At 66.9% G+C, this 21,565-nt stretch carries 24 protein-coding genes and 2 pseudogenes; 10 read left to right on the plus strand and 16 right to left on the minus strand.

The window, feature by feature from the left end:
* The first annotated feature begins 27 nt into the window (after window positions 1–27).
* Window positions 28–1,005 (plus strand): YeiH family protein, encoded by a 978-nt coding sequence (locus tag BW733_RS00750; protein WP_152024507.1) that lies wholly within the window; start codon window positions 28–30, stop codon window positions 1,003–1,005.
* On the opposite strand, the gene BW733_RS00755 is transcribed toward BW733_RS00750, so the two are convergent.
* Entirely contained in the window at window positions 994–1,299 is a 306-nt protein-coding gene (locus tag BW733_RS00755) for a hypothetical protein (RefSeq protein WP_077347018.1), read from the minus strand. The genes BW733_RS00750 and BW733_RS00755 overlap by 12 nt on opposite strands.
* On the opposite strand from BW733_RS00755, the gene BW733_RS00760 reads away from it, so the two are divergent.
* Window positions 1,287–1,520 (plus strand): YgaP-like transmembrane domain, encoded by a 234-nt coding sequence (locus BW733_RS00760; protein WP_077347020.1) that lies wholly within the window; start codon window positions 1,287–1,289, stop codon window positions 1,518–1,520. The two genes, BW733_RS00755 and BW733_RS00760, sit on opposite strands and share 13 nt — an antisense overlap.
* A 71-nt stretch (window positions 1,521–1,591) precedes the next feature.
* Here BW733_RS00760 and BW733_RS00765 read toward each other — a convergent pair whose 3' ends face one another.
* Entirely contained in the window at window positions 1,592–2,236 is a 645-nt protein-coding gene (locus tag BW733_RS00765; RefSeq protein WP_077347022.1) for an NAD(P)-dependent oxidoreductase, read from the minus strand.
* A 122-nt stretch (window positions 2,237–2,358) separates the two neighbouring features.
* On the opposite strand from BW733_RS00765, the gene BW733_RS00770 reads away from it, so the two are divergent.
* Genes BW733_RS00770 through BW733_RS00780 form a run of 3 tightly spaced genes read left to right on the plus strand, consistent with a single transcriptional unit; the run spans window position 2,359 to window position 3,819 of the window.
* Window positions 2,359–2,721: a winged helix-turn-helix transcriptional regulator gene (locus BW733_RS00770; RefSeq protein WP_077347024.1), complete on the plus strand. Its 363-nt coding sequence runs from the start codon at window positions 2,359–2,361 to the stop codon at window positions 2,719–2,721.
* A complete protein-coding gene (locus tag BW733_RS00775) occupies window positions 2,718–3,116 on the plus strand; it encodes an ATP-grasp domain-containing protein (protein WP_077347026.1) in 399 nt (132 codons plus the stop codon). Before BW733_RS00770 ends, BW733_RS00775 begins: the two co-directional genes overlap by 4 nt.
* On the plus strand, window positions 3,109–3,819 hold the full coding sequence (locus tag BW733_RS00780) for a DUF2332 family protein (protein WP_077347028.1): 711 nt from the start codon (window positions 3,109–3,111) through the stop codon (window positions 3,817–3,819). Before BW733_RS00775 ends, BW733_RS00780 begins: the two co-directional genes overlap by 8 nt.
* Window positions 3,820–3,891: 72 nt before the next feature.
* Here the strand turns inward: BW733_RS00780 and BW733_RS18450 are convergent, their stop codons facing one another.
* The 7 genes from BW733_RS18450 to BW733_RS00815 form a co-directional block, all read right to left on the minus strand.
* Window positions 3,892–4,056, minus strand: a complete 165-nt coding sequence (locus BW733_RS18450; RefSeq protein ID WP_169836063.1) for a DUF8730 family Cys-rich protein — start codon at window positions 4,054–4,056, stop codon at window positions 3,892–3,894.
* 30 nt (window positions 4,057–4,086) lie between these two features.
* Window positions 4,087–4,362, minus strand: coding sequence for a metal-sensitive transcriptional regulator (locus tag BW733_RS00785; protein WP_077347030.1), 276 nt, complete (start codon window positions 4,360–4,362; stop codon window positions 4,087–4,089).
* An 8-nt stretch (window positions 4,363–4,370) separates the two neighbouring features.
* A complete protein-coding gene (locus tag BW733_RS00790; RefSeq protein WP_077347032.1) occupies window positions 4,371–6,044 on the minus strand; it encodes an FAD-dependent oxidoreductase in 1,674 nt (557 codons plus the stop codon).
* A complete protein-coding gene (locus BW733_RS00795; protein ID WP_077347034.1) occupies window positions 6,041–6,415 on the minus strand; it encodes a thioredoxin family protein in 375 nt (124 codons plus the stop codon). The genes BW733_RS00790 and BW733_RS00795 overlap by 4 nt, the downstream gene beginning before the upstream one ends.
* A gap of 39 nt (window positions 6,416–6,454) precedes the next feature.
* Complete coding sequence (locus BW733_RS18535; RefSeq protein ID WP_179947107.1) at window positions 6,455–7,477, minus strand: hypothetical protein; 1,023 nt, start codon at window positions 7,475–7,477, stop codon at window positions 6,455–6,457.
* Between the two features lie 544 nt (window positions 7,478–8,021).
* The gene (locus BW733_RS00810; protein WP_077347038.1) at window positions 8,022–8,453 is read right to left on the minus strand and encodes an arsenate-mycothiol transferase ArsC; all 432 of its coding nucleotides are present in this window, start codon (window positions 8,451–8,453) and stop codon (window positions 8,022–8,024) included.
* A complete protein-coding gene (locus BW733_RS00815) occupies window positions 8,450–8,794 on the minus strand; it encodes an ArsR/SmtB family transcription factor (protein ID WP_077347040.1) in 345 nt (114 codons plus the stop codon). The genes BW733_RS00810 and BW733_RS00815 overlap by 4 nt, the downstream gene beginning before the upstream one ends.
* A gap of 102 nt (window positions 8,795–8,896) precedes the next feature.
* On the opposite strand from BW733_RS00815, the gene arsD reads away from it, so the two are divergent.
* Both arsD and BW733_RS00825 read left to right on the plus strand, forming a co-directional pair.
* Window positions 8,897–9,349 carry an arsenite efflux transporter metallochaperone ArsD gene (gene arsD / locus BW733_RS00820; protein WP_077347042.1) on the plus strand — a complete coding sequence of 151 codons (453 nt, stop codon included), beginning with the start codon at window positions 8,897–8,899 and terminating at the stop codon, window positions 9,347–9,349.
* Window positions 9,350–9,383: 34 nt separating this feature from the next.
* Window positions 9,384–10,433: a TRC40/GET3/ArsA family transport-energizing ATPase gene (locus BW733_RS00825; RefSeq protein WP_237268256.1), complete on the plus strand. Its 1,050-nt coding sequence runs from the start codon at window positions 9,384–9,386 to the stop codon at window positions 10,431–10,433.
* 101 nt (window positions 10,434–10,534) lie between these two features.
* Here the strand turns inward: BW733_RS00825 and BW733_RS00830 are convergent, their stop codons facing one another.
* Together BW733_RS00830 and istA are read right to left on the minus strand one after the other, a co-directional pair.
* Entirely contained in the window at window positions 10,535–11,278 is a 744-nt protein-coding gene (locus BW733_RS00830; protein WP_077347044.1) for an ATP-binding protein, read from the minus strand.
* The gene (gene istA / locus BW733_RS00835; protein WP_077347046.1) at window positions 11,275–12,825 is read right to left on the minus strand and encodes an IS21 family transposase; all 1,551 of its coding nucleotides are present in this window, start codon (window positions 12,823–12,825) and stop codon (window positions 11,275–11,277) included. The genes BW733_RS00830 and istA overlap by 4 nt, the downstream gene beginning before the upstream one ends.
* A gap of 191 nt (window positions 12,826–13,016) precedes the next feature.
* Between istA and BW733_RS00840 the strand changes: the two genes are divergently transcribed.
* Both BW733_RS00840 and BW733_RS00845 read left to right on the plus strand, forming a co-directional pair.
* On the plus strand, window positions 13,017–13,718 hold the full coding sequence (locus BW733_RS00840) for an ArsA-related P-loop ATPase (protein ID WP_237268257.1): 702 nt from the start codon (window positions 13,017–13,019) through the stop codon (window positions 13,716–13,718).
* A gap of 49 nt (window positions 13,719–13,767) precedes the next feature.
* Window positions 13,768–14,308, plus strand: a pseudogene (locus BW733_RS00845) (ISL3 family transposase); the annotation flags it as partial.
* Window positions 14,309–14,376: 68 nt separating this feature from the next.
* Here the strand turns inward: BW733_RS00845 and BW733_RS00850 are convergent.
* The 5 genes from BW733_RS00850 to BW733_RS00870 form a co-directional block, all read right to left on the minus strand.
* Window positions 14,377–15,369 carry a tyrosine-type recombinase/integrase gene (locus tag BW733_RS00850; RefSeq protein WP_077347048.1) on the minus strand — a complete coding sequence of 331 codons (993 nt, stop codon included), beginning with the start codon at window positions 15,367–15,369 and terminating at the stop codon, window positions 14,377–14,379.
* Window positions 15,362–16,297 (minus strand): tyrosine-type recombinase/integrase, encoded by a 936-nt coding sequence (locus tag BW733_RS00855; protein WP_152024508.1) that lies wholly within the window; start codon window positions 16,295–16,297, stop codon window positions 15,362–15,364. Before BW733_RS00855 ends, BW733_RS00850 begins: the two co-directional genes overlap by 8 nt.
* Window positions 16,294–17,232 (minus strand): tyrosine-type recombinase/integrase, encoded by a 939-nt coding sequence (locus BW733_RS00860; RefSeq protein WP_077347052.1) that lies wholly within the window; start codon window positions 17,230–17,232, stop codon window positions 16,294–16,296. Before BW733_RS00860 ends, BW733_RS00855 begins: the two co-directional genes overlap by 4 nt.
* A 377-nt stretch (window positions 17,233–17,609) precedes the next feature.
* Window positions 17,610–20,171 (minus strand): S8 family peptidase, encoded by a 2,562-nt coding sequence (locus BW733_RS00865; RefSeq protein WP_077347054.1) that lies wholly within the window; start codon window positions 20,169–20,171, stop codon window positions 17,610–17,612.
* Between the two features lie 5 nt (window positions 20,172–20,176).
* Window positions 20,177–21,175 (minus strand): AAA family ATPase, encoded by a 999-nt coding sequence (locus BW733_RS00870; RefSeq protein WP_077347056.1) that lies wholly within the window; start codon window positions 21,173–21,175, stop codon window positions 20,177–20,179.
* Window positions 21,176–21,484: 309 nt separating this feature from the next.
* Here BW733_RS00870 and BW733_RS19940 point away from each other — a divergent pair.
* A pseudogene (locus BW733_RS19940) lies at window positions 21,485–21,559 on the plus strand (hypothetical protein); the annotation flags it as partial.
* Window positions 21,560–21,565: the final 6 nt, after the last annotated feature.

The following is a 21,565-nucleotide window of genomic DNA, read 5'->3' on the forward strand; positions in this document are numbered from 1 at the left end:
GCCGGTCACTGGGGTTGGGTTGAGGCCATGACCACCGAAACGCTGCAGCGAACCACCTCCATCGCGCCCGGGCTCGCGCTCACCGCCCTCGCCGTGGCCGTCTCGTGTGGGGTCAGCCGGGTGGGAGTCAGCGCGTTGCTCGTGGCCATCGTGCTCGGCGTGGCGGCCGGGAACCTGTTCCGGCTGCCCGCCTCCATCGAGCCGGGGCTCGCGTTCGCCTCGAAACGACTCCTGCGGGCCGGCATCGTCGTCCTCGGGTTGCAACTGACGCTCGGGGATATCTGGGCGCTCGGCCCGGGGATGATCGGCGTCGTGGTGGCGGTGGTGTGCGTCGGCATCTCCTCGACCCTGTGGCTTGGCCGCAGGATGGGCGTGCCGCGCGACCAGCGCCTGCTGATCGCCTGCGGGTTCTCGATCTGCGGGGCGGCGGCGGTGGCAGCGGTCGACGGGGTGATCGACGCCGAGGACGACGAGGTGGTCAGCGCCGTGGGTCTCGTGGTCGCCTTCGGAACCGGGATGATCGGCCTCGTGCCCGCGGTGGCCGCGCTGCTCCAACTCTCCCCCGCGACCGCAGGGCTGTGGGCAGGGGCGTCAATCCACGAGGTGGCCCAGGTGGTGGCGGTCGGCGGTTCGCTCGGGGCGGCCGCCCTCTCGGCCGCGGTGGTGGTGAAGCTCGCCCGCGTCCTGTTGCTTGCGCCCGTGATGGCGATCGTGTCGCTGCAGAGGCGACGTTCGGGCGGATCCCGTCCGGCGCTGGTTCCGCTCTTCGTGCTGGGCTTTCTGGCGATGGTCGCTCTGCGCTCGACCGGCGTGGTCCCCGACGGCGCGGCCGCGGCGGCGTCGACCGTCCAGACCGTGCTGCTGGCGGCAGCGATGTTCGCGCTCGGCACCGGCGCCCGGCTCAGCGCTTTCCGCAGGCTCGGCGCACGTCCGGTCGCGCTCGCTACCGCGTCGACTCTCGTCGTCGGCGGCGTCGCGCTCGGCGGAACGCTGCTAGTGGCCTGACCCCGGTTCGAAGCGGGCCGCGCTGATGTCGAGCAGGTGCTGGGCCCGGTTGATGGTGGCCGACCGGTAGGCACCCGAGGCGCGTGCGTCGAGGAGGGCGGCCTGCTCGGCATCGACGAGAATGCGCTGCAGCTCCAACTGCTGCTGGAGTTTCAGCGGAGCCGCGTCGAGCCCCCGTTTATCCTCCTCGGAGGTGCGCCTCCTGCTGACCTGGCGGGCCGCCTCGAGGATCTCCGGGGCGAAGTCCGAGCCATCCGGGCGCCTGTTGAGGAGTGATTCACATGCGTTTCGCACAGTTCATGGCATCAGGGGCGGGCCGAGGCCTCCGCGTCGCGGCCGGCATCATCGCCATCGTGGCGGGGATCGCCGTGCTCGCGATGAAGGGATCGGTGATCCTCGGCGTCGTTCTGCTCGCCGTCGGCGCCTTCTTCGCGGTCGTGGGGTCGATCAATGTCTGCCCGCTCACCCCGATCTTCGGTGGCCCGTTCAACGGCAGGAGGGTCAACCCCAGCTGACCCTCCCCCGTCGGGTGCGCGGCTCAGGAGATGAGCTTGAGGGCGATCTCCCCGAGCTGCGCGCCTCCCACTCAGTAGGCGACGCTGAAGCGCTCGCGACGGTGTGCGGGCTTCTCGATCTCGTCGACGAAGGCCTGGGCGAAGTCGGCGCCCGAGATGTCGGAGGTGCCCGCGGCGTCCGACATCAACACATCGCCTCCGATGCGGAACTGCCCGGTGTGGCGGCCCGGGTTGAAGCCACCGAAGTTGGCCGCGGGGCTGAGGTAGAACCAGTCCAGCGACTCGTCTGAGGCGCGCAGGTCCTCGAGGATGTCGGCCATCTCTCCCGACTCGGCCTTTACGGCCTCCGGGAACCCGGGCGTGGACGACAGCGTCGGGCCGTCCTCCTCGACCAGCAGCGATCCGGCTCCCCCGACGACGCCGAGCCGCTTGCCCGCGCTCTTGACCTCGTCGGCGAGACCGGCGACGACCCCACGGAGGTTCCCCTCGAGCGACCCGCGCGGCGAGAGCGCCTCGACGACCACGTCGGAGTTCGCGACCGCGTCGGCGAGCAGGCCGGCGTCGGTCACGTCACCCGTCACATAGGCGACCCCCTCGATCTTCTGCTCGGGCTCCTTGCGGGCGATCACCGTCACCTCGTTGCCGCGCGCGGCGGCCTCGCGCGCGATGTTCGAGCCTGCGTAGCCGGTGCCGCCGATCACTGTGATGCGTGCCATGTTGTCCATCCTTCCGGGCTTCCTGCGAAGCCATCATCACTTACCATAGGAGAGTAGGCACCCTTTTAGAAGTACGCACCGCAAAGTGCCTGACTCCCCGTCCGGTGCCTGAGGAGGATCACATGCCCTGGGACCCCTACGACCGCAACTGCCCGAGCAGGAGGCTGCTCGACCGGATCGGTGACCGCTGGACCGTGCTGATCGTGGGCATCCTCGCCGAGGAGGGGCCGATCCGTTTCGGCGAGCTGGCCCGGCGCGTCGACGGCATCTCGCAGAAGATGCTGACCCAGACGCTGCGCAACCTCGAGCGGGACGGGTTGGTGCGGCGAACCCTCTATCCGCAGGTCCCGCGACGGGTCGAGTACGAACTGACCGACTCGGGCACCTCGCTGCGTGGCCCGCTACGCGCCCTCGAGGAATGGGCGGTCGAGCACATGGGCCCCGTCTCAGCTGCGCAGGCGGCCTACGACGAGGCTTCAGCATGAGGTTCATCCATCCGGCGTCCGTGCTGAACCCGAAGCAGGCCGACAAGTTCTTCGCCGACGAGGCTTCCTCCGCCGGATGCCCGGGGGACGACGGGCCGACTCGATGTTCGTCGCGCACCTCGACGATCTGCCGGCTCTGGTGGGTCGACGGCACGTGTCGCGCGGTGCGCAACCATCCGCAGTCCGCGCTGGGCGCCATCGACGAGGCGGGGCTGGACGAGTTCATCGACACCCTTGCCCCGAGAATCGCCGAACTCGGCGTCGCCTCCGTGACCACCGACGTCACCCTGGACGAGAAGCGCCGCTGGGGGCTCGTGGAGGTCGGCTCGGGCAGTGTGGGCGAACTGCCTGCAGGGCTCGGCGTGGACGACCTCTTCCCGGACACCGATGGGTGACCAGGCCTGCAGGGCGACGGTGCTGGCCCCGCTGATCGCCGAGGCAGCGGCCCGGATGGCAACGACACGGATCGCCCTGATCGACCTCGGCCGACCGGCCGGGCTCAACCTGGTCGTCGACCGCGCCCGCGTGCTCTACTCACCCGGCCCCCAACTGGGCCCTGTCGATTCGACGGTCTGCGCCGAGGCGAGGGTGGTCCGCGGCGCGGCACCCCCCGCAGCCGAGGTGCCGCGGGTCGTCGAACGACTGCTTCTCGCACGATCCCCGCTCTCCGTGGACCAACGCGACGTCCTCCGCCGGGCCTCACCCCCTGAGCTCCGCGATGAGGTGGACCGGCAACTCGACATGTTGACCTCCCTGCCGGTGCACCGTGTCGCGGGCGACCCCGTGGCCAACCTTCCTGCGGCGATCGCGTCGGTCAGGGCCGATGTGACTCCCATGGTGATGACGACCTGGACGGTGGCGCGGCTGAGCCGTCCGAGACGGGCCGAGCTGCTCTCCGCCGTCACCGGCGCGGGCCGACCGGTGGCCTGGGTCTCGGCCGAGGGCGTGGGCGTGGCGCCGTCGATCCCCACCTATGGTGACCGGCCCGCCTCCGGACACAGCATCCTGGGAATCCTCACGACGGGAGAGGACAGCACGACCGCGACCGCGGTCGGGCGATGCTGGAGCCGCGGGGCCATACTGTCGTGGCTCGGGTGAGGAGAGACCGATGAACATGCGCGCAGCCACGTGCGACGCGAGTCGGGACGTGGCTGCGGCGTAGGGGGATGGTCAGCGGCCGATCAGCTTCGAGAAGAAGCCTCCGGTCGCTGCGGTCTTCTCGTGACCCCCGCACCACTGGGCCGCGGGGACGGTGCGCTTGACGTCTGCGATGTGCTGGCCGCATCCGGCCCAGGTGGTCTTTCCGCACTGCTTGCAGGCGACGGGTCGACACATGATGGTTTCTCCTTGGTTGGGTTCGTGTGATCAGGCGAGGGTGAGGAAGAGCTTCTCGAGCTCTTCGGTGGTGATGTCCTCGTCGCGGCTGACGCCGTCCGGGTCGGCGACGCAGTCGCGCATCGCCGTCGCGATGACGGCGAAGCCGGCCTTGTCGAGCGCCGATGAGACGGCGGAGAGCTGGGTGACGACGTCGCGGCAGCTCCCGCCGTTCTCCACCGAGTCGATGACGGCGTTGAGTTGTCCCCGGGCGCGCTTGAGCCGGTTGAGGATTTTCCTGCGGGCGTCGGGATCCTGGGTTGCCATGGGTGCCCCTATCGGGTGGTGAGGACGGTGTCGGCGCGGTCGCCGAGGGTGGCCCGGAGGGTGAGCATCCCGCCGGAGAGCGAGGCCGAGTCGAACCCCGACTGGGTCAGGATCCGGTGCGCGATCGCCGAGCGGACCCCGGAGGCGCACAGCACCCGCACCGGGCGCCCGGCGGCGGCCTCGCGCACCTCGTCGAGGCGTTCCCGCAGTTGCGTGTGGGCGATGTTCAGCGATCCGGGAAGGTGTCCGGTCGCGTACTCCCCCTCGCTGCGGGCGTCGAGGATGAGCGCCTCAGCGCTGACGTCCTCGAGGTCGTCGGCGTACCAGAGGGTGAGCGTCTCGTCCAGCACGTTCGCCGCGAGCATGCCGGCGAGGTTGACGCCGTCCTTCGCCTGGCCGTACGGCGGCGAGTAGGCGAGGTCGAGGTCGATCAGGTCGGGAGCGGCCATCCCCGCACGGATCGCGGTGGCGAGGACGTCGATCCGCTTGTCCACGCCGTCGAGGCCGACCGCCTGGGCGCCGAGCAGCAGCCCGTCGTCGGAGCGCATGTGCAGGACGAGCCGCACCTGGGTGGCACCCGGGAAGTAGCCGGCATGCTGGTTCGGATGCAGGTGGACGGTGCGGTAGTCCAGCCCGGCCGCATCGAGAGCGGCCCGGTTGGCGCCGGTCATGGCCGCGGTAAGGCTGCCGACCCGGACGATCGCCGTCCCTACGGGGTTCGGGATGGGACGTGCCGACCCGGGGCGGACGATGTCGTCGGCGACGAGGCGACCTGCACGGTTCGCAGGCCCGGCAAGCGGCACGGGTCGGCGCATGCCGGTGACGGCGTCGGTGGCCACGACGGCGTCACCGACGGCCCAGACCCCGTCGGCGGAGGTCCGCCCGTGTTCGTCGACCACGATGGCGCCGCGTTCGCATTCGATGCCCGCCGCCTCGAACGGTGCGGTGTCGGGGCGCACACCAACCGACAGGACGACGAGATCGGCAGCGATCCGGCTCCCGTCGCCGAGGACGACTGTCGCCTCGTCGGGTCCGTCCTCGATCGACGTGGCGGCCACGGCGTCGCGCACGGTGACCCCGATGGCACGCAGTTCCTGCGTGACGAGGTGGGCGAGTTCGGGCTCCAGCGGCGGCAGGACGTGGGGCGCGAGCTCGACGACCGTCACGTCGAGCCCTCGCATGGCGAGCGCCTCGGCCGCCTCGAGCCCGATGAAGCCTGCGCCGAGGACGACGGCACGGCTGGCGCCTTCGTCGACATCGGACTTGAGCCTGATGGCGTCATCCACCGTCCGCAGGGTGCTCACGCGCGGCGAGTCGAGCCCCGGTATGTCCGGCCGTATGGCCTTCGCGCCCGGCGACAGGACGAGCGCGTCGTAGGCGAGCTCGACGGGACCGTCCGGGGTCTGCGCGGTGACTGTCCGGCGCGCGGTGTCGACGGCCGTCACGTCGTGGCCGGTGCGGACGTCGAGGTTGAGCGCAGCGCGCAGCGAGGCCGGGGTCTGGACAAGGAGCTTTCCGCTGTCCTCGATCTCGCCCCCGACGTAGTACGGAAGCCCGCAGTTGGCGAACGACACGTGCCGTCCACGTTCGAGCACGATGATCTCGGCCGTCTCATCGAGGCGGCGGGCACGGGCGGCAGCGCTCATGCCGCCGGCGACGCCTCCGACGACGACGATCCTCATCGAGACACCTCCCCCGCCTGGGCGGCGACCTCGGCGTGCAGGTCGCTCATGTCGAGCCCCCTGACCGCTTCGATCAACTGATCGAGGTCGGGCCCGCGCACCGCACCCGGTTCCGCATGGACGATGACACCCTCGCGGAACGCCACGAGCGTGGGAATGGAGGCGATCTCGAATGCCTCGGCCAGTTCAGGCTGTGCCTCGGTGTCCACCTTCCCGAACAGGATGTCAGGGTGGCGCTCGGAGGCCTCCTCGAAGATCGGGGCGAAGACCTGGCACGGGCGGCACCAGCCTGCCCAGAAGTCGAGCAGGACGATGTCGTTGCCTGCAACACTCTCGTGGAGCGTCGCGTCGGTGATTTCTCGGGTTGGCATACCCCGAGCATATACCCCTGGGGGTATTACTTCAAACGGTCAGCTGTTGGTCCACTGGGCGCCGTACTGGACCTCTCCCGGATACAGCTCGTCCTTTCCGCCCGAGGCGTAGGTGAGCTCCACGCGCTCGATGCGCACCAGGTCGATCGCGCAGTCGTAGTTCACGGTCGCCACGGTCGAGCGATGCAGGGCGCCCGGCGCAACGGCCTTGGAGATGGTCAGCCGCTGGCTGCTGTTGCCCGACATGTCGGTGGCCGTCGAGCCGTCCGGGTTGTAGAACGAGACGTCGATCACCACGGACTGGAAGGTTTCGGTCTTTGACAGGTTCGTGAACTCGGGCGTGACGGCGAAGAGGCACCCCTTTGCGGGACCCTTACCGGACTTCTCGAACCAGTAGTTGCTGACCTTGAACAGGTTCTTGCGTCGCGTCTCTTCCGCGGCCTGCTTCTCCTGTTCCTCCTTCTCCTTCTGCTGCCGCTCCTTTTCCGCGGCCGCCTCCTCGTCGGCCCTACACTTGTCGACCGCGGCGTAGAGCTCCTCGTAACCCTTCAACCTTTCGAGCTGGGACGGGTTCAGCGGTTCGACAGCCTCGGCCGCCTCGTACCCTGCGGCGCACTCGGGCGCCGCGGCCCAGGCGTCGACGATCACCTGCACCGATTCGAGCTCCTCCTGCTGGTCCTGGAACTCACCCTTCGCCTTGGTCAGGGTCGAATAGTTGCTGACCTGACCTCGGACCTCCTCGCGAACCTCGTTGTACCGCTGCTCAGCCGTCTTGATGCGATCGGCATCATCGAGATCGACGGAGGCGATGGCACTGATGGCGCTCTTCGCCGCAGAGACCGCTTCGGCATCGGCCTCGGCGAGTTCGCGCGCCTTGATCGAGCTGTAGGCGAACCAGCCGCCACCCGCCACCAGCGCGAGCAGGAGCACCCCGACGACGATGCCGATGACAAGGCCGTTGCCCTTCTTCTTCTTCTTTCCGGGCTGCCACTGCGGGTTCTGTTGCTGGTTCCACGCGAAAGGAGGCCCGCCGGGGCCGGAGGGGCCACCAGTGAACCCCATCGGGCCGTTCGGTCCACCGGGGCCGTTCGGTCCACCGGGGCCGTTCGGTCCACCGGGGCCGTTCGGTCCGCTCGGGCCGGCCGCGTACGGGTTGCCTGCCGGGTAGGAGCCCGGCTGTGCCCCTTGCCGCTGGTTCCCGGGACCGACAAAGTCCGGACCGCCCTGCTGCGCGTTTCCGGGAGACCCCGGGCCGTTGGGCGGCCCCTGCCGGTCTCCCCAGTTTCCGTTCGCTCCAGCCATCACGTCTCCCCTGCAGTGTTTGTCGCGAGTCTGTTGGCGCGAGCATAGCCGCGCCCGGTGTCGCGAAGCGGAAGATCGTCCACGTGCGCGGCGGCCGGGCGGCGCGGCGGCGGCCCTGTCGGGAACCTGCCACGTCCTGGCAGTGACTCTGGGCCCTCCCTCGGGACACGATGGGTGGAGGCGTCGGCGGTTCCCGCGCCTCCGCGGCTATGGCTCTTGACACGACGGCAGATCTTGGCGCCTGGCGTAGTTCCACGACGCAGCCCTGGCTCCTGACGTTTGTTGGTCAGAGGGTGGGGCCAGGTCACTCCGACGCGGCCAGCAGGTCACTTTGCAGCTCGAGGGTTCGGGCGGCGAGATCGTCGCGGATCAGGTCCATGCGCTGGTCGCCTTCAATGCCGCGCAGGGAGGGTTCCTCTGTCGTCCAGCGCTCGATGGTGCCACGCATTCCCTCGACGGGGGCCAGCTGGGCCTCGGCTCCGATGAGGACGACACGGTCGACGCGGCGCAGCAGCTCGGCATCGATGGCCTTGGGGAACTCCCCCTCGAAGCTGCCCCCGACGCGCTCGACGCTCCCACGGGAGGCGGCATTGAGCGCGCTGCCGGGTCGCGTTCCGGCCGAATGGACCTCGATTGCGTCCCGGCAGGCCTGGCGCATCAGCGCGGCTGCCATCTGGCTCTTACCGGCGTTCTTCACGCACACGAACAGCACTGAGGGGCGGGTGGGGTTGGTCATGACAGTTCTCCCAGGAGGGTCGTGAGGGCCGCGAGACCCTCGGGTCGAGGAGTGAAGTGGGCCCAACGTCCACGCATTTCACGGTTGACCAGACCGGCTTCCACCAGCTTCTTCAGATGGTGCGACAGGGTCGGCTGCGTCACGCCGAAGACCTCCGGGAGGTGACAGGCGCACACGCTCGAACAGCAGCTCGCGGCGATGTGGTGGAAGATTCGCAGCCGCACCGGGTCCGACAGCGCCTTGGCGACAAGGGCAACCTGTTCGGCCCTCTGGGGCGAGATCGTGGCCCCGCCAGGCAGGCAGGTGGAGGAATCGAGGGTCAGGTCCACCGACATGGTCATGGAATCACCCTACCTCACGTATTGACGATCATCGATGTGTCTGTATCACCTGACGTATCGACGTCCATATGTCGGATGTCCTGATCTTGTGGAGGTTTCATCATGTCGGTCATTCGTGTCTTCGAACCCGCGCTGTGCTGCAACACGGGGGTCTGTGGCCCGGAGCTGGACCAAGCGCTGGTCGACTTCACCGCCGCGGTCAACGCGCTCAAGGACCGTGGAGTAGACATCGAGCGCTCCAACCTGGCCAGTGACCCGTCGCTGTTCGCGCAGAACCCTGTGGTCGTGAACTTCCTCCAGACTGCGGGATCCGAGAGCCTGCCCCTGACCTTGGTCGATGACGTCACGGTGCTGACTGGTCGTCATCCCCGGCTGGACGAGCTCGAGCGCTACGCCGGGTTGGTAGACGAGGCCCCTGCCGGCGGCTGCTTGTCGGCGGAGAATCCCGTGATCACCACGGGCTGCTGCGGATCGTCACAGCCGACGTCCGCTCCGGCAATGGGGGGATGCTGCGGCGAGTCGACGGCAACGTCAACCGACTCGGACTGCTGCTGAACGCCCCGCCCCCAAGAGACCCCAGGAGACTGACATGTTCAACTTCCTCGCCGACGCCCCTCGGCACTTCTTCTTCACCGGCAAGGGCGGCGTGGGCAAGACCAGTATCGCGTGCGCGACGGCCGTCCGCCTGGCCCGTCAGGGCAAGCGCGTGCTGCTGGTCAGCACCGACCCTGCCAGCAACGTCGCCCAGGTCTTCGGCGTGGCCATCGGCAACAAGGTCACGCAGATCCCCGCCGTGCCGGGATTGGCCGCGTTGGAGATCAACCCTGACCAGGCGGCTGCCGCCTACCGTGACAAGATCCTCGAGCCGGTACGGGCCATCCTGCCGATCAAGGAGATCGAGGCCATCACCGAGCAACTGTCCGGTTCGTGCACCACGGAGATTGCCTCGTTCAACGAGTTCACCGACCTGCTGGCCGACCCGGAGATGACCCGCGACTACGACCACGTGATCTTCGACACGGCACCCACAGGTCACACCATCCGCCTGCTGCAGCTGCCCGGCAGCTGGACCAGCTACCTCGACAACGGCAAGGGCGACGCCTCCTGCTTGGGACCGATGAGCGGGCTGGAGAAGAACCGCGCCACCTACCGTGCCGCGGTCCAGGCCTTGACCGATCCGACGCGCACCCGACTGGTGCTCATCGCCCGGGCCCAACAGTCCACCCTGCGTGAGGTGGCTCGCACCCTCGAGGAACTGGCCGAGCTCGACATCCATGCGACCAACCTCGTGGTCAACGGCCAGCTCTCGGCATCCGCCGCGACCGATGACCTCTCGCGTGCCATCCACGCCCGCGAGCAGACGGCCCTCAGCGGAATGCCGGCAGCGTTGGCGGCACTGCCACGCGACACCATCGAGCTCAAGTCGGTCAACATGGTCGGCCTCGACGCTCTCGAATCCCTGCTCGACGAGCGCGTCGACGTCGCCGCTGCCGAGGAACCACAGACCAGCGGGAACGATGTGACGATGCCCCGTCTTGCCGCTCTGGTTGATGAGCTGGCCCAGGCAGACCACGGCCTGGTGATGGCCATGGGCAAGGGAGGTGTCGGCAAGACGACCCTGGTGAGTATTCGAGCCTGACGGGACCACTGGATATTGCCTCTGGGAGCCATCGATATTGACGTTGGGGGCCACCGGTGGCGCTGGTGGGGGCCGGGGGCCGTCCACCAGCGCCGGGCTGGTCACTTCGTGGCGGTGTGTTCTCTCATGTTGTGGGTGCCGGTGTCGATCCAGATGGTGTTGTGGACGATGCGGTCCATGATGGCGTCGGCGTGGACTCCTCCGCCGAGGCGCTGGTGCCAGTCCTTCTTCGCGTATTGGGTGCAGAAGACGGTGGAGGTGGTGTCGTAGCGGCGCTCGAGGAGCTCCAGGAGCATGCTGCGCATGCTTTCGTCGGGTGGGTCGAGGAGCCATTCATCGATCACGAGCAGGGTGAAGGCCGCGTACTTGCGGAGGAACTTCATCTGCCCCTGTGGCTTGTCCTTGGCGAGATGCCAGGCTTCGGCGAGGTCGGGCATTCGGATGTAGTGGGCCCGGATCCGGTGGAGGCAGGCTTGTTTCGCCAGGGCGCAGCCGAGGTAGGATTTCCCGGAGCCGGTGAAGCCTTGGAACACGACGTTGTGGGAGCGTTCGATGAACGAACAGGTCGCCAGCTGCGAGATCACGCCCCTGTCCAGACCGCGTTCCTCGACGAGGTCGATCCTGCGCAGGTCCGCTGTGGGATAGCGCAGCCCAGCGCGGCGGATGAGGCCGTCGACTTTGGAGTGGGTGAAGGCTGAGTGTGCCTCGTCCACGATGATCCGGATCCGTTCCTCGAACCCGAGACCGAGCACCAAGGCCTCGTCCTGGGTCTGGATGGCCTCCAGCAGCGGGGTGGCGCCCATCTCGCGGAGTTTGCGTTTGGTCTCGACGTCCAAGCTGCTCATCGGCTGCTCCGCTCTGCGTAGTAGTCGGCGCCGCGGACGTAGCCACCGGCATCAACGGGCTCTGGGATGGGCTGCTTGTCTTGCCCGGTGTCCAGGATCGGTCTGAGGTGGACGTAGCGAGGCGACCTGACCCCTGCGGCCAGAGCCAGCTGGCAGGCGTCCTCCACCCGGTCGGCGGAGAACCGACGCGACAGCCGCAACACCGCCAACGCCGGGTCCAGGCCCTGCTCATCAATCGCCACGGATTCGAAGATCCGGTCGATGACCGTCTGCGCTGCCGGCCCGACCCTGGCCGCCCATTCCCGGACCCGGGCGGCGTCCCAGGGCTGATACTTCTCACCGGTGGGAAGGTCGGCCTCGGCTGTGCGCCAGCCCCCGGCGGATCCCTCCGGCAGCAGCAGGTGGCTGCTCAACCGCTGAGACCCGGCGAAGACTTCCAAGACCCGGTCAGTGATCCGCAGGTCGACCTTAGATCCAATGTGGAGATAAGGCACCGAGTAGTGGTTCTTCTCCCAGACCACGTGCCCGCTGCGTCCGACGCGGCGCCCATAGGCCCAGCGGCTGATCTCGTAGGCGACCTGGGGCAACGGTCGCAGCAGCGGCTGCTCCTCAATCGTGAACACACTCGCCCGTGAGCCGGGACGCTTCTGGAACGGCTCAGCGTTGTAAGCCTCGACCCGGCCCTCGATCGCGGCGGCCAGTTCGGGCAGCGACGTGAACACCTCGTCCCTGAGGGCAGCGATCACCCAGGTCGCAACATGAGCCACGGTGTTCTCGACCGAGGCCTTGTCCTTGGGTTTCCTCACCCGTCCGGGCAGCACCGCCGCCGAGTAGTGCGCAGCCATCTCCCGATACGAGTCGTTCAACACGACCTCACCCTCCCGGGGATGCTTCACCACCCCGGTCTTCAAGTTGTCCGGCACGATCCTGGGCACCGACCCGCTGAAGGCGGTGAACATGGCCACGTGTGCCCGCAGCCACGTGTCCTGCTTCATGTCCAAGGCGGGATAGACGAACGCGAACCGGCTGAACGGCAAACACGCCACGAACAGATAGACCTTCGAAACCTCCCCGGTGGCCGGGTTCGTCAGTTCCATCGTCGGCCCGGACCAGTCGACCTCGACGCTCTGCCCGGCCTTGTGACCCACCCTCGAAGCCGCACCGGTGACCAGGACGTGGCGCTGGTAGGTCTTGCAGAACCGGTCATAGCCCATCGCCGGCACCCGCTCCGCGGCGCACGAGTCGGCGTATTCGCCGTGGAGCAGTTTCAGCGTGACCCCGACCCTGGCCATCTCCCTGTGGACCTGGTCCCAGTCCGGGGAAGCGAACACCGTCTCATGCTCACCCCGCCCCGGGAACAACAGGCGATAGACCTCGTCGTTGCTGCGCTGGGAGACGTCGTCCCACGACACCCCCGCGGTGTCGGCGGCCTCGAACACCGCCATCACGGACTTGCGCGACATCTGCTGCGACGCGGCAATCGCCCGCCCCGACAAGCCCTCGGCGCGAAGCCGCAACACCAGCTTCGCCCTGATCTTTCGTACCATCGAAGAATCTCCTTCCGCCGCGTGCCCTATACACACGGCGGAAGGAGCCTAGAATCCAGCGGCCCCCAACCACACCACTGCCGGCCCCCAACGAGACGATCACCACCGCCAGCCAGTGGCCCCCAAACACACGATCAACGGCCCCCAGCAGCGCTGATATTCACCTGGCCGCCGCCATCGCGGTGGCCTTGGTGCAGCGCGGCAAAAAGGTCCTGCTCACCACCACCGACCCCGCTGCCCACTTGGCCAGTACCCTCGAGGGAGACGTGCCGGGCCTCGAGGTCAGCGTGATCGACCCCGAGCAGGCGACCCAGGAGTACCGCGACCGCGTGATGGCCTCCAAGGGTGCCAAGCTGGAAGAGGCTGGCCGCGCCGCCCTCGCCGAAGACCTCATGAGCCCCTGCACCGAGGAGATCGCCGTCTTCCAACAGTTCAGCCGCGCCGTGAACCGGGCCCGTGAGCAGTTCGTCATCATGGACACCGCACCCACCGGCCACACCCTGCTGCTCATGGACGCCACCGGCGCCTACCACCGCGACATCACCCGACACCTCGATGATGCCCAGCGCGATCTCGTCACCACCCCTTTGATGCGTCTGCAGGATCCCCAGCACACCAAGGTCGTGGTCGTCACCCTGCCCGAGACCACCCCTGTCACCGAGGCACGGGCCCTCGCGGCCGATCTCGAGCGCGCCAGCATCCACCCCTGGGCGTGGGTGGTGAACAATTCCTTGGCCGCGGCCCGTCCCACCAGCCCGCTGTTGGCCACCCGCGCTCGCTCGGAGCAGCAACAGCTGGATCAGGTCGCCACCAGTGCGCCCCGGTGGGCGGTAGTGCCCACTCAGACGGCTGAACCAATCGGCGCGAAGAGACTCACCGCGCTTGGCCAGTGACCCTTGCCCAGCAGCCACCCGGCTGCCAGCCCATCCCCCAGCCGGGTGCCACGTGGTCCGTCTGGCAGGTGACGCGCTCGACCGCTGCCGCCGTCGCATCCAGCAGGAACTCCACGGCCACCGCGGCCGCGCCAGCGACCCGCTCTACCGCGCCAGACGCACCCTCCACACCGGCTCCGACCGACTCACCAACAAACAGTCCGCCCGGCTGCGGGCCCTGTTCGCCACCGACGACCACGTCGAGGTCGAGGCCACCTGGAGCCATCTACCAGCGCATGATCGCCGCCTACCGCGAACCCGACCGCACCAAGAGCCGCAACCTCATGGAGACACTGATCACCGCCGTCAGTATCGGAGTTCCTCCTGCGCTGGAGGAGATCACCATGCTTGGCCGGACCCAGAAGAAACGAGTCGCGGACGTGCTGGCCTACTTCGACCGGCCCGGCACCTCGAACGGCCCCACCGAGGCGATCAATGGCCGGCTCGAACACCTCCGCGGCTCAGCGCTCGGGTTCCGCAACCTCGCCAACCACATAGCTTATGCGGAATTCCGCATAAGCGACGGTATGTCGGCCTGTGGGTTATGTTGACCGGCTCGGTGAGCGCCGTGGCCAGGCGGGCGTGAACGGCTGAGCCGGTCAACATAACCATCGCAGTGTCAGCGGTTCTTGAGGAACGCGATGAGAGCGTCGGATGCCTTGTATCGGGCTGGTGGCCGCTCGTCGAGCGCGGGGACGCGTTCGAGGGTTCGTCGTTTGAGTTCGAGGTCGGCGTGGAGGTAGATCTGCGTGGTCTGGATGTTCGCGTGCCCGAGCCAGAGCGCGATGCTCGCGGTGTCGATCCCGGCGTGCAGCAGGCTCATTGCGCAAGTGTGCCGCAGCGTGTGCGGCGTGACGTTCTTGTCTGTCAACGAAGGACACCTCTCGGCCGCGGTCGCGGCGTGGCGGGTAACGAGCTTCCCAACGGCGGCCCTGGTCAGGGGTGTCCCGGCGTGGGTCGGGAACAGCGGCCCCTCTCGCGCTGGTGGGAGCTCGGCGAGCCAGGCGTTGAGGAGCTTGACGGTGTTCTTCTGCAACGGGATCACGCGTTGCTTGCGGCCCTTCCCGACGCATTCGAGTTGGCTGTGTGGTCCGAGCTGAAGGTCACCGACGCGCAGGTTGATGAGTTCGCTGACGCGGAGTCCGGTTTGGATGCCCAGGTGCAGCAGGAGCCGGTCGCGGCGACCGAGCCAGGTCCGGGTGTCCGGGGCTGCGATGAGGGCTTCGGCTTCGGCAGCGGTCAGGAACGACACGAGCGTGGTCTTGGTGCGTTTCGCGGGGATCGTGAGGACTTGGCTGATCGTGGCGATCGCGTCGGGTGCCCGGTAGCTGGCGTAGGTGAAGAACGACCGCAGCGCGGCCCGGCGGGCGTTGCGGGTCGCGGCGGAGTTGCCGCGCTCGGTTTCCAGGTGCTGGAGGAATCCGCCGATCAGGTCCGCGTCCAGATCGGCCAGGGTCAACGCCGACGGGGCGATCCCGGTGGCCTGCTGGGCGTAGGTCAGCAGGAGCCGGAACGTGTCGGCGTAGGCGGCTTTCGTGTGCGGGCTGGCGTTCAGGTGCCGGTCGAGCTTGTCGGTGAAGAACCGTTGCAGCAGCGGCGCGAGGTCACTCATCGCCGGCCCCGTTCGCTTGGATGCGCTCGACGAGGGCCGCTGCCAGTTCCGGGGTGTTCGACAGATACCAGTAGGTCGCTTCCGGGCCGACGTGTCCGAGGAACGCCGACAGGACCGGCATCATCTGATCGACATCACCACCAACACGGATGTGCTCGATCAGAGTGGTCGTGGCGAACGTGTGCCGGAAGTCGTGCAACCTCGCCGCCGGTCCGGTCGGACCGCCGGCCAGCCCGGCTGCCTCGCGGATCTCACGGAACGTGTTCCCCGCGGTCGAGCGGGCGATCCGGGTGCCCCGCCTGGCGACGAACACCGCTGTCGTGGCCCGGGTAGGGAACGTCCGATCCCGGAGCCGCTGGTATCGGCGGATCGCGTCCATCGTGGACTTGTGTAGCGGGACGAGCCTGGACTTGCCGAACTTCGTGTCGGTCACCTTGGCCCAGCCGCTGCCATCACCGGCGTCCTCGTCGGTGGTGATGTCGTCGTCGTTGAGGTTCCGGGCCTCGCTGATCCGCATCCCGGTCACCGTCAGCAGCCCGAGCAGTGTTTGCCAGGACGCGGCCCGGACCTGCGGGGTCAGCCTCCCCGCCGCGGCGAGCAGCGTGTCGATCTGGTCGCTGGTGAAGATCAGCGGGCGAGGGCGATGAGCGCCATAGGGGCGCCCGTCGAGGATCGGGACCTCGGTCGCGGGGTCGAACCAGGCGACGTGCTCGGCGAACTGGCGGACGTAGTTCAACCGCTCCAGCACCGTGCCGCGAGAGAACTGCGCCGCCCAGGCGATCACCAGGTCGCGACGGATCGTGGGCTCGCCAGCCTCTTCCATCCAGCCCACGAACCCGTCCAGCGCCTTGCCCGGCGCGGTCAGCTTGAACCCGAGTGCCCGCCGGGTCGCCAGGTAGTCGTCCAGGAGGTCGCGTAGGCCGTTCATCGTGACCACCTGCCCGATGCCGTTGCCGGCCACTCGGTGACCAGTGCGCTCAGCCGGTTCTTGTCGACCTTGGTGTAGATCGCGGTCGTGCGCAGGTGAGCGTGGCGTAGCAGCCCTTGAACCTCTTGCAGGGTCGCCCCGGAGGCGAGCATCCCGGTCGCGAACGTGTGCCGCAGCCGGTGCGGGCCGAACTTCTCCACCCCGGCCTTGACGCAGATCTGCCGGACTGTCCCGCAGACACCGTTCGCGGTCAGCGGCTGGACCGGGTCGATCACAGTCCAGAACACTTCCTCGCCAGCAGTCCGGCCTCCGCGGCCGTGGAGCACGTAGTCCTCCAACGCCTGCCCGACATCCTCGGGCAGCGGCAACTCGTCAACCCTGTCGCCCTTCCCACGGATGCGCAGGGTTCCGGTGCGCCAACCGATGTCGCCCAGCCGCAGGCCGGCGATCTCGCAGGCCCGCAGGCCCAGACCGGTCAACAACATCAGGATCGCCCGGTCGCGCATCCCCTTCGCCGACCGCAGATCGAGAGTGCCGAACAACGCCTCGATCGTCCCGGACGGGACCGGGTCAGGGATCGACGAGAGCCGCCATGCCGCCGCGTGAGGCACGACCCCGGAGAAGTCCTGCCCGGTCCGCCCTGACCGGTGGCAGAACTGCAGGAACGAGCGCAGCATCACCAGCTGCTTGCTCAGGGTCGATGCCTTCAGCCCGCGTGCCGCTTCCAGGTTCACCCACTGCGTCAGCATCGCCGCAGTCAGCGTCTTCAGCGACTGATCGACCGGCGCGGGAAGCCACTCCACGAACCCCGCGACGCGGGCGGTGTAGGCAGCAGCGGTGCCCTCTTGCGTGGACCGTTCCCGCAGCAGCCACGCTTCGAACTCGTCCAGCACGTCCCGCGCGTCAGCGCGGCACTGATCACGATGAATCACCATCTTGGTCCTCCTGACCCGAAGCCAGGCGATCCCAACGATCGCCCGGTCAGATCAAGCGAACCCCGACCCGAGCATTCATCGTTATGTTGACCGGATCAGGCCCCAACCCGCACTGGAACAGGCACCCCACGACGTCGGTCAACATAACCCCGAGGTCGACATACCATCGCCAGGTCCCTACTCGAGACCGGAGGCTTCAGACCCCACCTACACCCTGCTTGGGTCCGACGCAGCGAGAAGGCGGGAAGTCACTCAGTCCTGGGACGAGCGCGCATTCGCTACATCAACGTCGCGACCTACCCTTGGACCGCGAGGCTCGACGCGATCTCTAGGTTGGCAGGATCACCACGGTGCTCGCGCACCTTGGCTGGACCTGGCTAGACCTCAATTACTGCGGCCACCTGCTGATAGACCGGTGTCCACAAATCAACTTCGACCTCGGGAGCCTCGATGCTGACAACGAGTGAGTAGTTGACGCCGTTATCGCTCTGATCCATCTTTGGCCGGTTCTTCCACCACCCCGCGACTGGGTACACGACGACAGCTTCCTTGGCGGCGAGGTCGGCGGCTGATCCCGTCCAGATGTCGGTGTGGAGGGAACCAGACGACGTCTGCTGGCCACGTCCGAACAGCCAGCCAGTCTCGGTGTTGAGAGCCAGCGGCTTCTCGCCTTCCTCGCGGGCCTGCTTGTTGACACGTTGGCGGAACGCGTCGAGGTTGTCCTCGGGTCGCTTCATGGCGAAACGCAACCCATGAGAGGGGTAGAAGTATCGCCCGGTCCACCCACGACTCGATGGGTTCGGCTCCACAAAGTACGAGAGTGTGACACGCAGCTGGACTTCGGTCTCGCCAAGTGCTGACAACGCGTCGATAGGCCACGGCAGGCGGTGCAAGTTCATTTCACGGGATTTGCCGCTGCTGGAGTTACCGTCGCGTTCGTAAGGGTGGATCACAGCCTCATCCACCAGCGTCAATGCGTTGTTGGCGCTGCGCGTGGCGCGTTCCAGACTGGGCACTCCCATGCCATAGCGGCGCAGCAGGTTGACTGCGGCCCCCTTCGTGGTGGTCGCGTCGATGCGTGTCCGCATCGCGCTGGTCCACTCTGCGGAGTGGACGATCAAGGCACGGATCGTTTCCGGTCTCAAGTGAGGGTACGCCGCACGAATGTCGGCTGCGACGGCCGCTACGTGGGCTGTTGCCGCTGAGGTATCTCGGGTGGTCGTGAAGTAGCCCTCACCTGGATGTTGCAGGCGAGTGGTGAGGATCGCGAGGTTCTCCGGAGTATCTACATCGGTGCCGTCTGGGGTACGAGCGAGGTTTCCGCCAGGTGCGACGACGTCGGGTTTGAACGGCCAACGCTTCTGGTCGAAGGACACCGAAGTGCGGCTGGTCGGTGAGAGTTCACCACGGGCGGCGATTGGCACGTACCCCGCGAAGACATCTGGGGCGTGGTCCATTGCGTCATGTTCGGCGTAGGCTCCGACGACGAGCGCATTCCACGCTTGCGCAGGGTCTTCGACGCCCTCCGCGTCGCTGCGGTCGAGGTGATCGTCTTCGGCCCGCACATCACGGATGTTTCCAGCTGAGACCACGAAGAGTCGGGGCGTTGGTTCTTCGTCTCGGTTCAGGTAGGTGAACTTGGGAACGCTATCGTCGATAGCCCGACCGTAAGTCAGGGCATCGATCGTGGCTGACCACGCGGTTGGACGCCCTGCTTCCTGCATTGGACGGTCCTCGACGCGGTGTCCCGGGTTCGGTGCAGCTGCTGGCGCGGTGATAGCCAACATGAACACCCGAGAACGATCCTGCGCGGAAATCTCTGGCTGATCCACCGCTCGTGCGGTCACCGCCCCGTACACGTCAGGATCGTTGCTGCCCGTGTCAGGGAGCAACTTAACGGATTCGAGCCTGTGCCCAAGACGAACGCCGTGCTGCGAGCTGATGGCCGCCTGTAAGTCTCGGTAGAGCGCGAGGCCCGCCATCTCGGTGCCATGCCCATGGATCGCCACATCTTTGCGCCAGCTCGGCTCAACCGCGTGCAGGTCATCGGCTGCAAGCGAATCTTCCAACAGCGGATGCCCGGCTTGAACGCCTCGATCAAGGATGCACACCACAGGCGCGTCAGCTCCTGCGTGCTCAACTCGCGATTGCAGCTCACTCACCCAGTCACGCTGTTCAAATGCGGACAGACTCGGAAGGAAAGAGGCTACTTCGTGAGGACGGCGCAACTCAGCGATGTCATCAATGCTCCGGAAGGTCATGGCGAGTTGCTCGCTGGTGGCGCGGATGAGTACGACCGTTCGGTCACCGAATCCGAGGTAGTGATCGCTCACCGGGAGGCTGTGCTGCCGGGCGTACTCTGTCAGCCGCTCGTACTCTCTACCGTCGCCAGCTCTGAGCCATAGCTCCCACCACCGAGACTGGGTTGGGTCGGTTGGGTACTCATCGGCAGGGTCTGTCCACAACTCCCGGATCGTTGCACGGCGAATAGACGCAATTCCTTCGATGAGGGTCGCATTGTTTGGCTTACCCTCCACTACTTCAGCAGTCTCCACGTACTGCTCAAGCTTCTTGAGAAAGAACTCCTTCTGCCCATCCGGGATAAAGACCGTCGCGTTTACTACCTCACCAGCGTGCGTCATCTCCGCTTGGACCGCAACAAGCTCTGGCTGTGAACCAGGCCGGCGCGATTCCAAACTCTCAAACATCAAGTCGAGGCCGGGAAACGAAGTGAAGGTGAGGTAGGTCCCGGTGGTCTCCGGCTCATCTGTTGGGGGTTCCCAAGCAGCCTCGAACTCCTCGGTTAGGCGCTTCCCATGCTCGCTGCGGCTGCCGCTAAAACCACCGCCCCGACTTGTTACCGGCGTCGAAATGGGCGTGAACGACTCAGACGCAGGCGGCGTCGGCACAAAGATGTGCGGGCGGTCTCGTTCAGCCATCTCCGTTAGGTTGCCCTGTCCGTCCGACGGTGGGAACGAGGACGTTCTTCTAGCGCGATGACGACATCATCGGTTCGCACCCGGGTGCGATCGCTGAGGATGGTTCGCTTGGCGGCATTCTCGGCGGCAGTGGCTATCTCGGCATGACTCAGGCCGCGGGCCGCCGGAATGATGCGTGTCCAACTCAAGTTGTAGATCTGAAAAGACGCCAGTCGATTCTTGATGACCGACTCCACCGCAGCATCGTCGGGTAGCGCGAAGTCCATCACCGTATCGAATCGACGGAACAGCGCGTTGTCCAACAAGCTGGGGTGGTTCGTCGCTGCAATGATGACGCTGTCTGACGTGTCCTCTTCGAGGAACTGAAGGAACGAGTTGAGCACTCGACGAATCTCACCAACATCATTCTGTGCGGCACGGTCGCCGCCGAGTGCGTCAACTTCATCGAAGAGGTAGACCCCTCGCGTCTGCGCCAGTGCGTCGAACACAAGACGGAGTTTCGCGGCTGTCTCACCCATGAATTTCGTCAACACCGTGTCCAGCCTGATCGAGAACAGCGGAAGTCCGAGTTCCCCGGCGATCACACGCGCGGTGGAGGTCTTTCCGGTGCCAGGCGGCCCTGTGAGCAGGAGGCGCCGAGCGGGGGTCAGGCCATGTCGGGCAAGCGCGTCACGCTGCCGCTGCTCTAGCAACACATGCGTCAGTCGTTCTTGGAGTCTGTCCGTCAGCACGAGGTCACTCAGCCTGGCCTCGGGGTACGAGACATTCAGCAACGCCCCCAGTTCGCCCTTTGGCTGAGGGAACGGAACGACCGCGGCGATACGCGCCCGCTGACCTGATCGCTCACGGAGGTCGTTTACGAGATCGCGAAGCTCTTGAGCGAATTTCGACTGCCCGGCACGGGCAGCTTTGGCCGCGACCTGCATGGCAACGGCGTAGAACTGCGGGTCATCACCGTCAGCGTGGCTCTTCACGAGCGCCTTGACCTGATCGTTGGTCGCCATCAGGAGACCTCCTCTCAGTCGCGCGCCTCCAAAGCCGGGTGTTGATGCTCCAAGCCTACCGGTAGCAGCCTCTCGGGGCAGGGAGCACCTGCCGCTAGAGATCAAGGTCATGCCGGATGATCCCGTCCAACATGAGAGGTCCGTCCAATCAGACTGAACGACAACATCCTCCGCTGATCGCAGGACCATCGGAGGAGTCACAGCAGGCGACCGAGTGACCCTTGCTCGACCGGGCGACGCCCGGCAACCCAGGTCCACGGCCATTACCTCAAAGGGACCATCCACTGCGGCCAATGCGGCTCCAGGCTCATCGTCTCCAACGCGAATAACCGCCACGGCAACGTCTACTGCTACTTCGTCTGCTCCGGGCGGCACTCCAAGCGCACCGAC

This window comes from Tessaracoccus flavescens, from assembly GCF_001998865.1.
GTDB classification, from domain to species: domain Bacteria; phylum Actinomycetota; class Actinomycetes; order Propionibacteriales; family Propionibacteriaceae; genus Arachnia; species Arachnia flavescens.

What these genes read in the sequence shown, in the direction of transcription:
- BW733_RS00830 (WP_077347044.1), bottom strand. Translation starts at nt 11,278, where the DNA reads ATGAGCAGCTTGGACGTCGAGACCAAACGCAAACTCCGCGAGATGGGC.
- BW733_RS00760 (WP_077347020.1), top strand. Translation starts at nt 1,287, where the DNA reads ATGCGTTTCGCACAGTTCATGGCATCAGGGGCGGGCCGAGGCCTCCGC.
- BW733_RS00775 (WP_077347026.1), top strand. Translation starts at nt 2,718, where the DNA reads ATGAGGTTCATCCATCCGGCGTCCGTGCTGAACCCGAAGCAGGCCGAC.
- BW733_RS00865 (WP_077347054.1), bottom strand. Translation starts at nt 20,171, where the DNA reads ATGGCTGAACGAGACCGCCCGCACATCTTTGTGCCGACGCCGCCTGCG.
- BW733_RS00870 (WP_077347056.1), bottom strand. Translation starts at nt 21,175, where the DNA reads ATGGCGACCAACGATCAGGTCAAGGCGCTCGTGAAGAGCCACGCTGAC.
- BW733_RS00810 (WP_077347038.1), bottom strand. Translation starts at nt 8,453, where the DNA reads ATGACCAACCCCACCCGCCCCTCAGTGCTGTTCGTGTGCGTGAAGAAC.
- BW733_RS00780 (WP_077347028.1), top strand. Translation starts at nt 3,109, where the DNA reads ATGGGTGACCAGGCCTGCAGGGCGACGGTGCTGGCCCCGCTGATCGCC.
- BW733_RS00765 (WP_077347022.1), bottom strand. Translation starts at nt 2,236, where the DNA reads ATGGCACGCATCACAGTGATCGGCGGCACCGGCTACGCAGGCTCGAAC.
- BW733_RS00750 (WP_152024507.1), top strand. Translation starts at nt 28, where the DNA reads ATGACCACCGAAACGCTGCAGCGAACCACCTCCATCGCGCCCGGGCTC.
- BW733_RS00825 (WP_237268256.1), top strand. Translation starts at nt 9,384, where the DNA reads ATGTTCAACTTCCTCGCCGACGCCCCTCGGCACTTCTTCTTCACCGGC.
- BW733_RS00790 (WP_077347032.1), bottom strand. Translation starts at nt 6,044, where the DNA reads ATGAGGATCGTCGTCGTCGGAGGCGTCGCCGGCGGCATGAGCGCTGCC.
- BW733_RS00770 (WP_077347024.1), top strand. Translation starts at nt 2,359, where the DNA reads ATGCCCTGGGACCCCTACGACCGCAACTGCCCGAGCAGGAGGCTGCTC.
- istA (WP_077347046.1), bottom strand. Translation starts at nt 12,825, where the DNA reads ATGGTACGAAAGATCAGGGCGAAGCTGGTGTTGCGGCTTCGCGCCGAG.
- BW733_RS00855 (WP_152024508.1), bottom strand. Translation starts at nt 16,297, where the DNA reads ATGAACGGCCTACGCGACCTCCTGGACGACTACCTGGCGACCCGGCGG.
- arsD (WP_077347042.1), top strand. Translation starts at nt 8,897, where the DNA reads ATGTCGGTCATTCGTGTCTTCGAACCCGCGCTGTGCTGCAACACGGGG.
- BW733_RS00850 (WP_077347048.1), bottom strand. Translation starts at nt 15,369, where the DNA reads ATGAGTGACCTCGCGCCGCTGCTGCAACGGTTCTTCACCGACAAGCTC.
- BW733_RS00785 (WP_077347030.1), bottom strand. Translation starts at nt 4,362, where the DNA reads ATGGCAACCCAGGATCCCGACGCCCGCAGGAAAATCCTCAACCGGCTC.
- BW733_RS18535 (WP_179947107.1), bottom strand. Translation starts at nt 7,477, where the DNA reads ATGGGGTTCACTGGTGGCCCCTCCGGCCCCGGCGGGCCTCCTTTCGCG.
- BW733_RS00795 (WP_077347034.1), bottom strand. Translation starts at nt 6,415, where the DNA reads ATGCCAACCCGAGAAATCACCGACGCGACGCTCCACGAGAGTGTTGCA.
- BW733_RS18450 (WP_169836063.1), bottom strand. Translation starts at nt 4,056, where the DNA reads ATGTGTCGACCCGTCGCCTGCAAGCAGTGCGGAAAGACCACCTGGGCC.
- BW733_RS00815 (WP_077347040.1), bottom strand. Translation starts at nt 8,794, where the DNA reads ATGACCATGTCGGTGGACCTGACCCTCGATTCCTCCACCTGCCTGCCT.
- BW733_RS00860 (WP_077347052.1), bottom strand. Translation starts at nt 17,232, where the DNA reads ATGGTGATTCATCGTGATCAGTGCCGCGCTGACGCGCGGGACGTGCTG.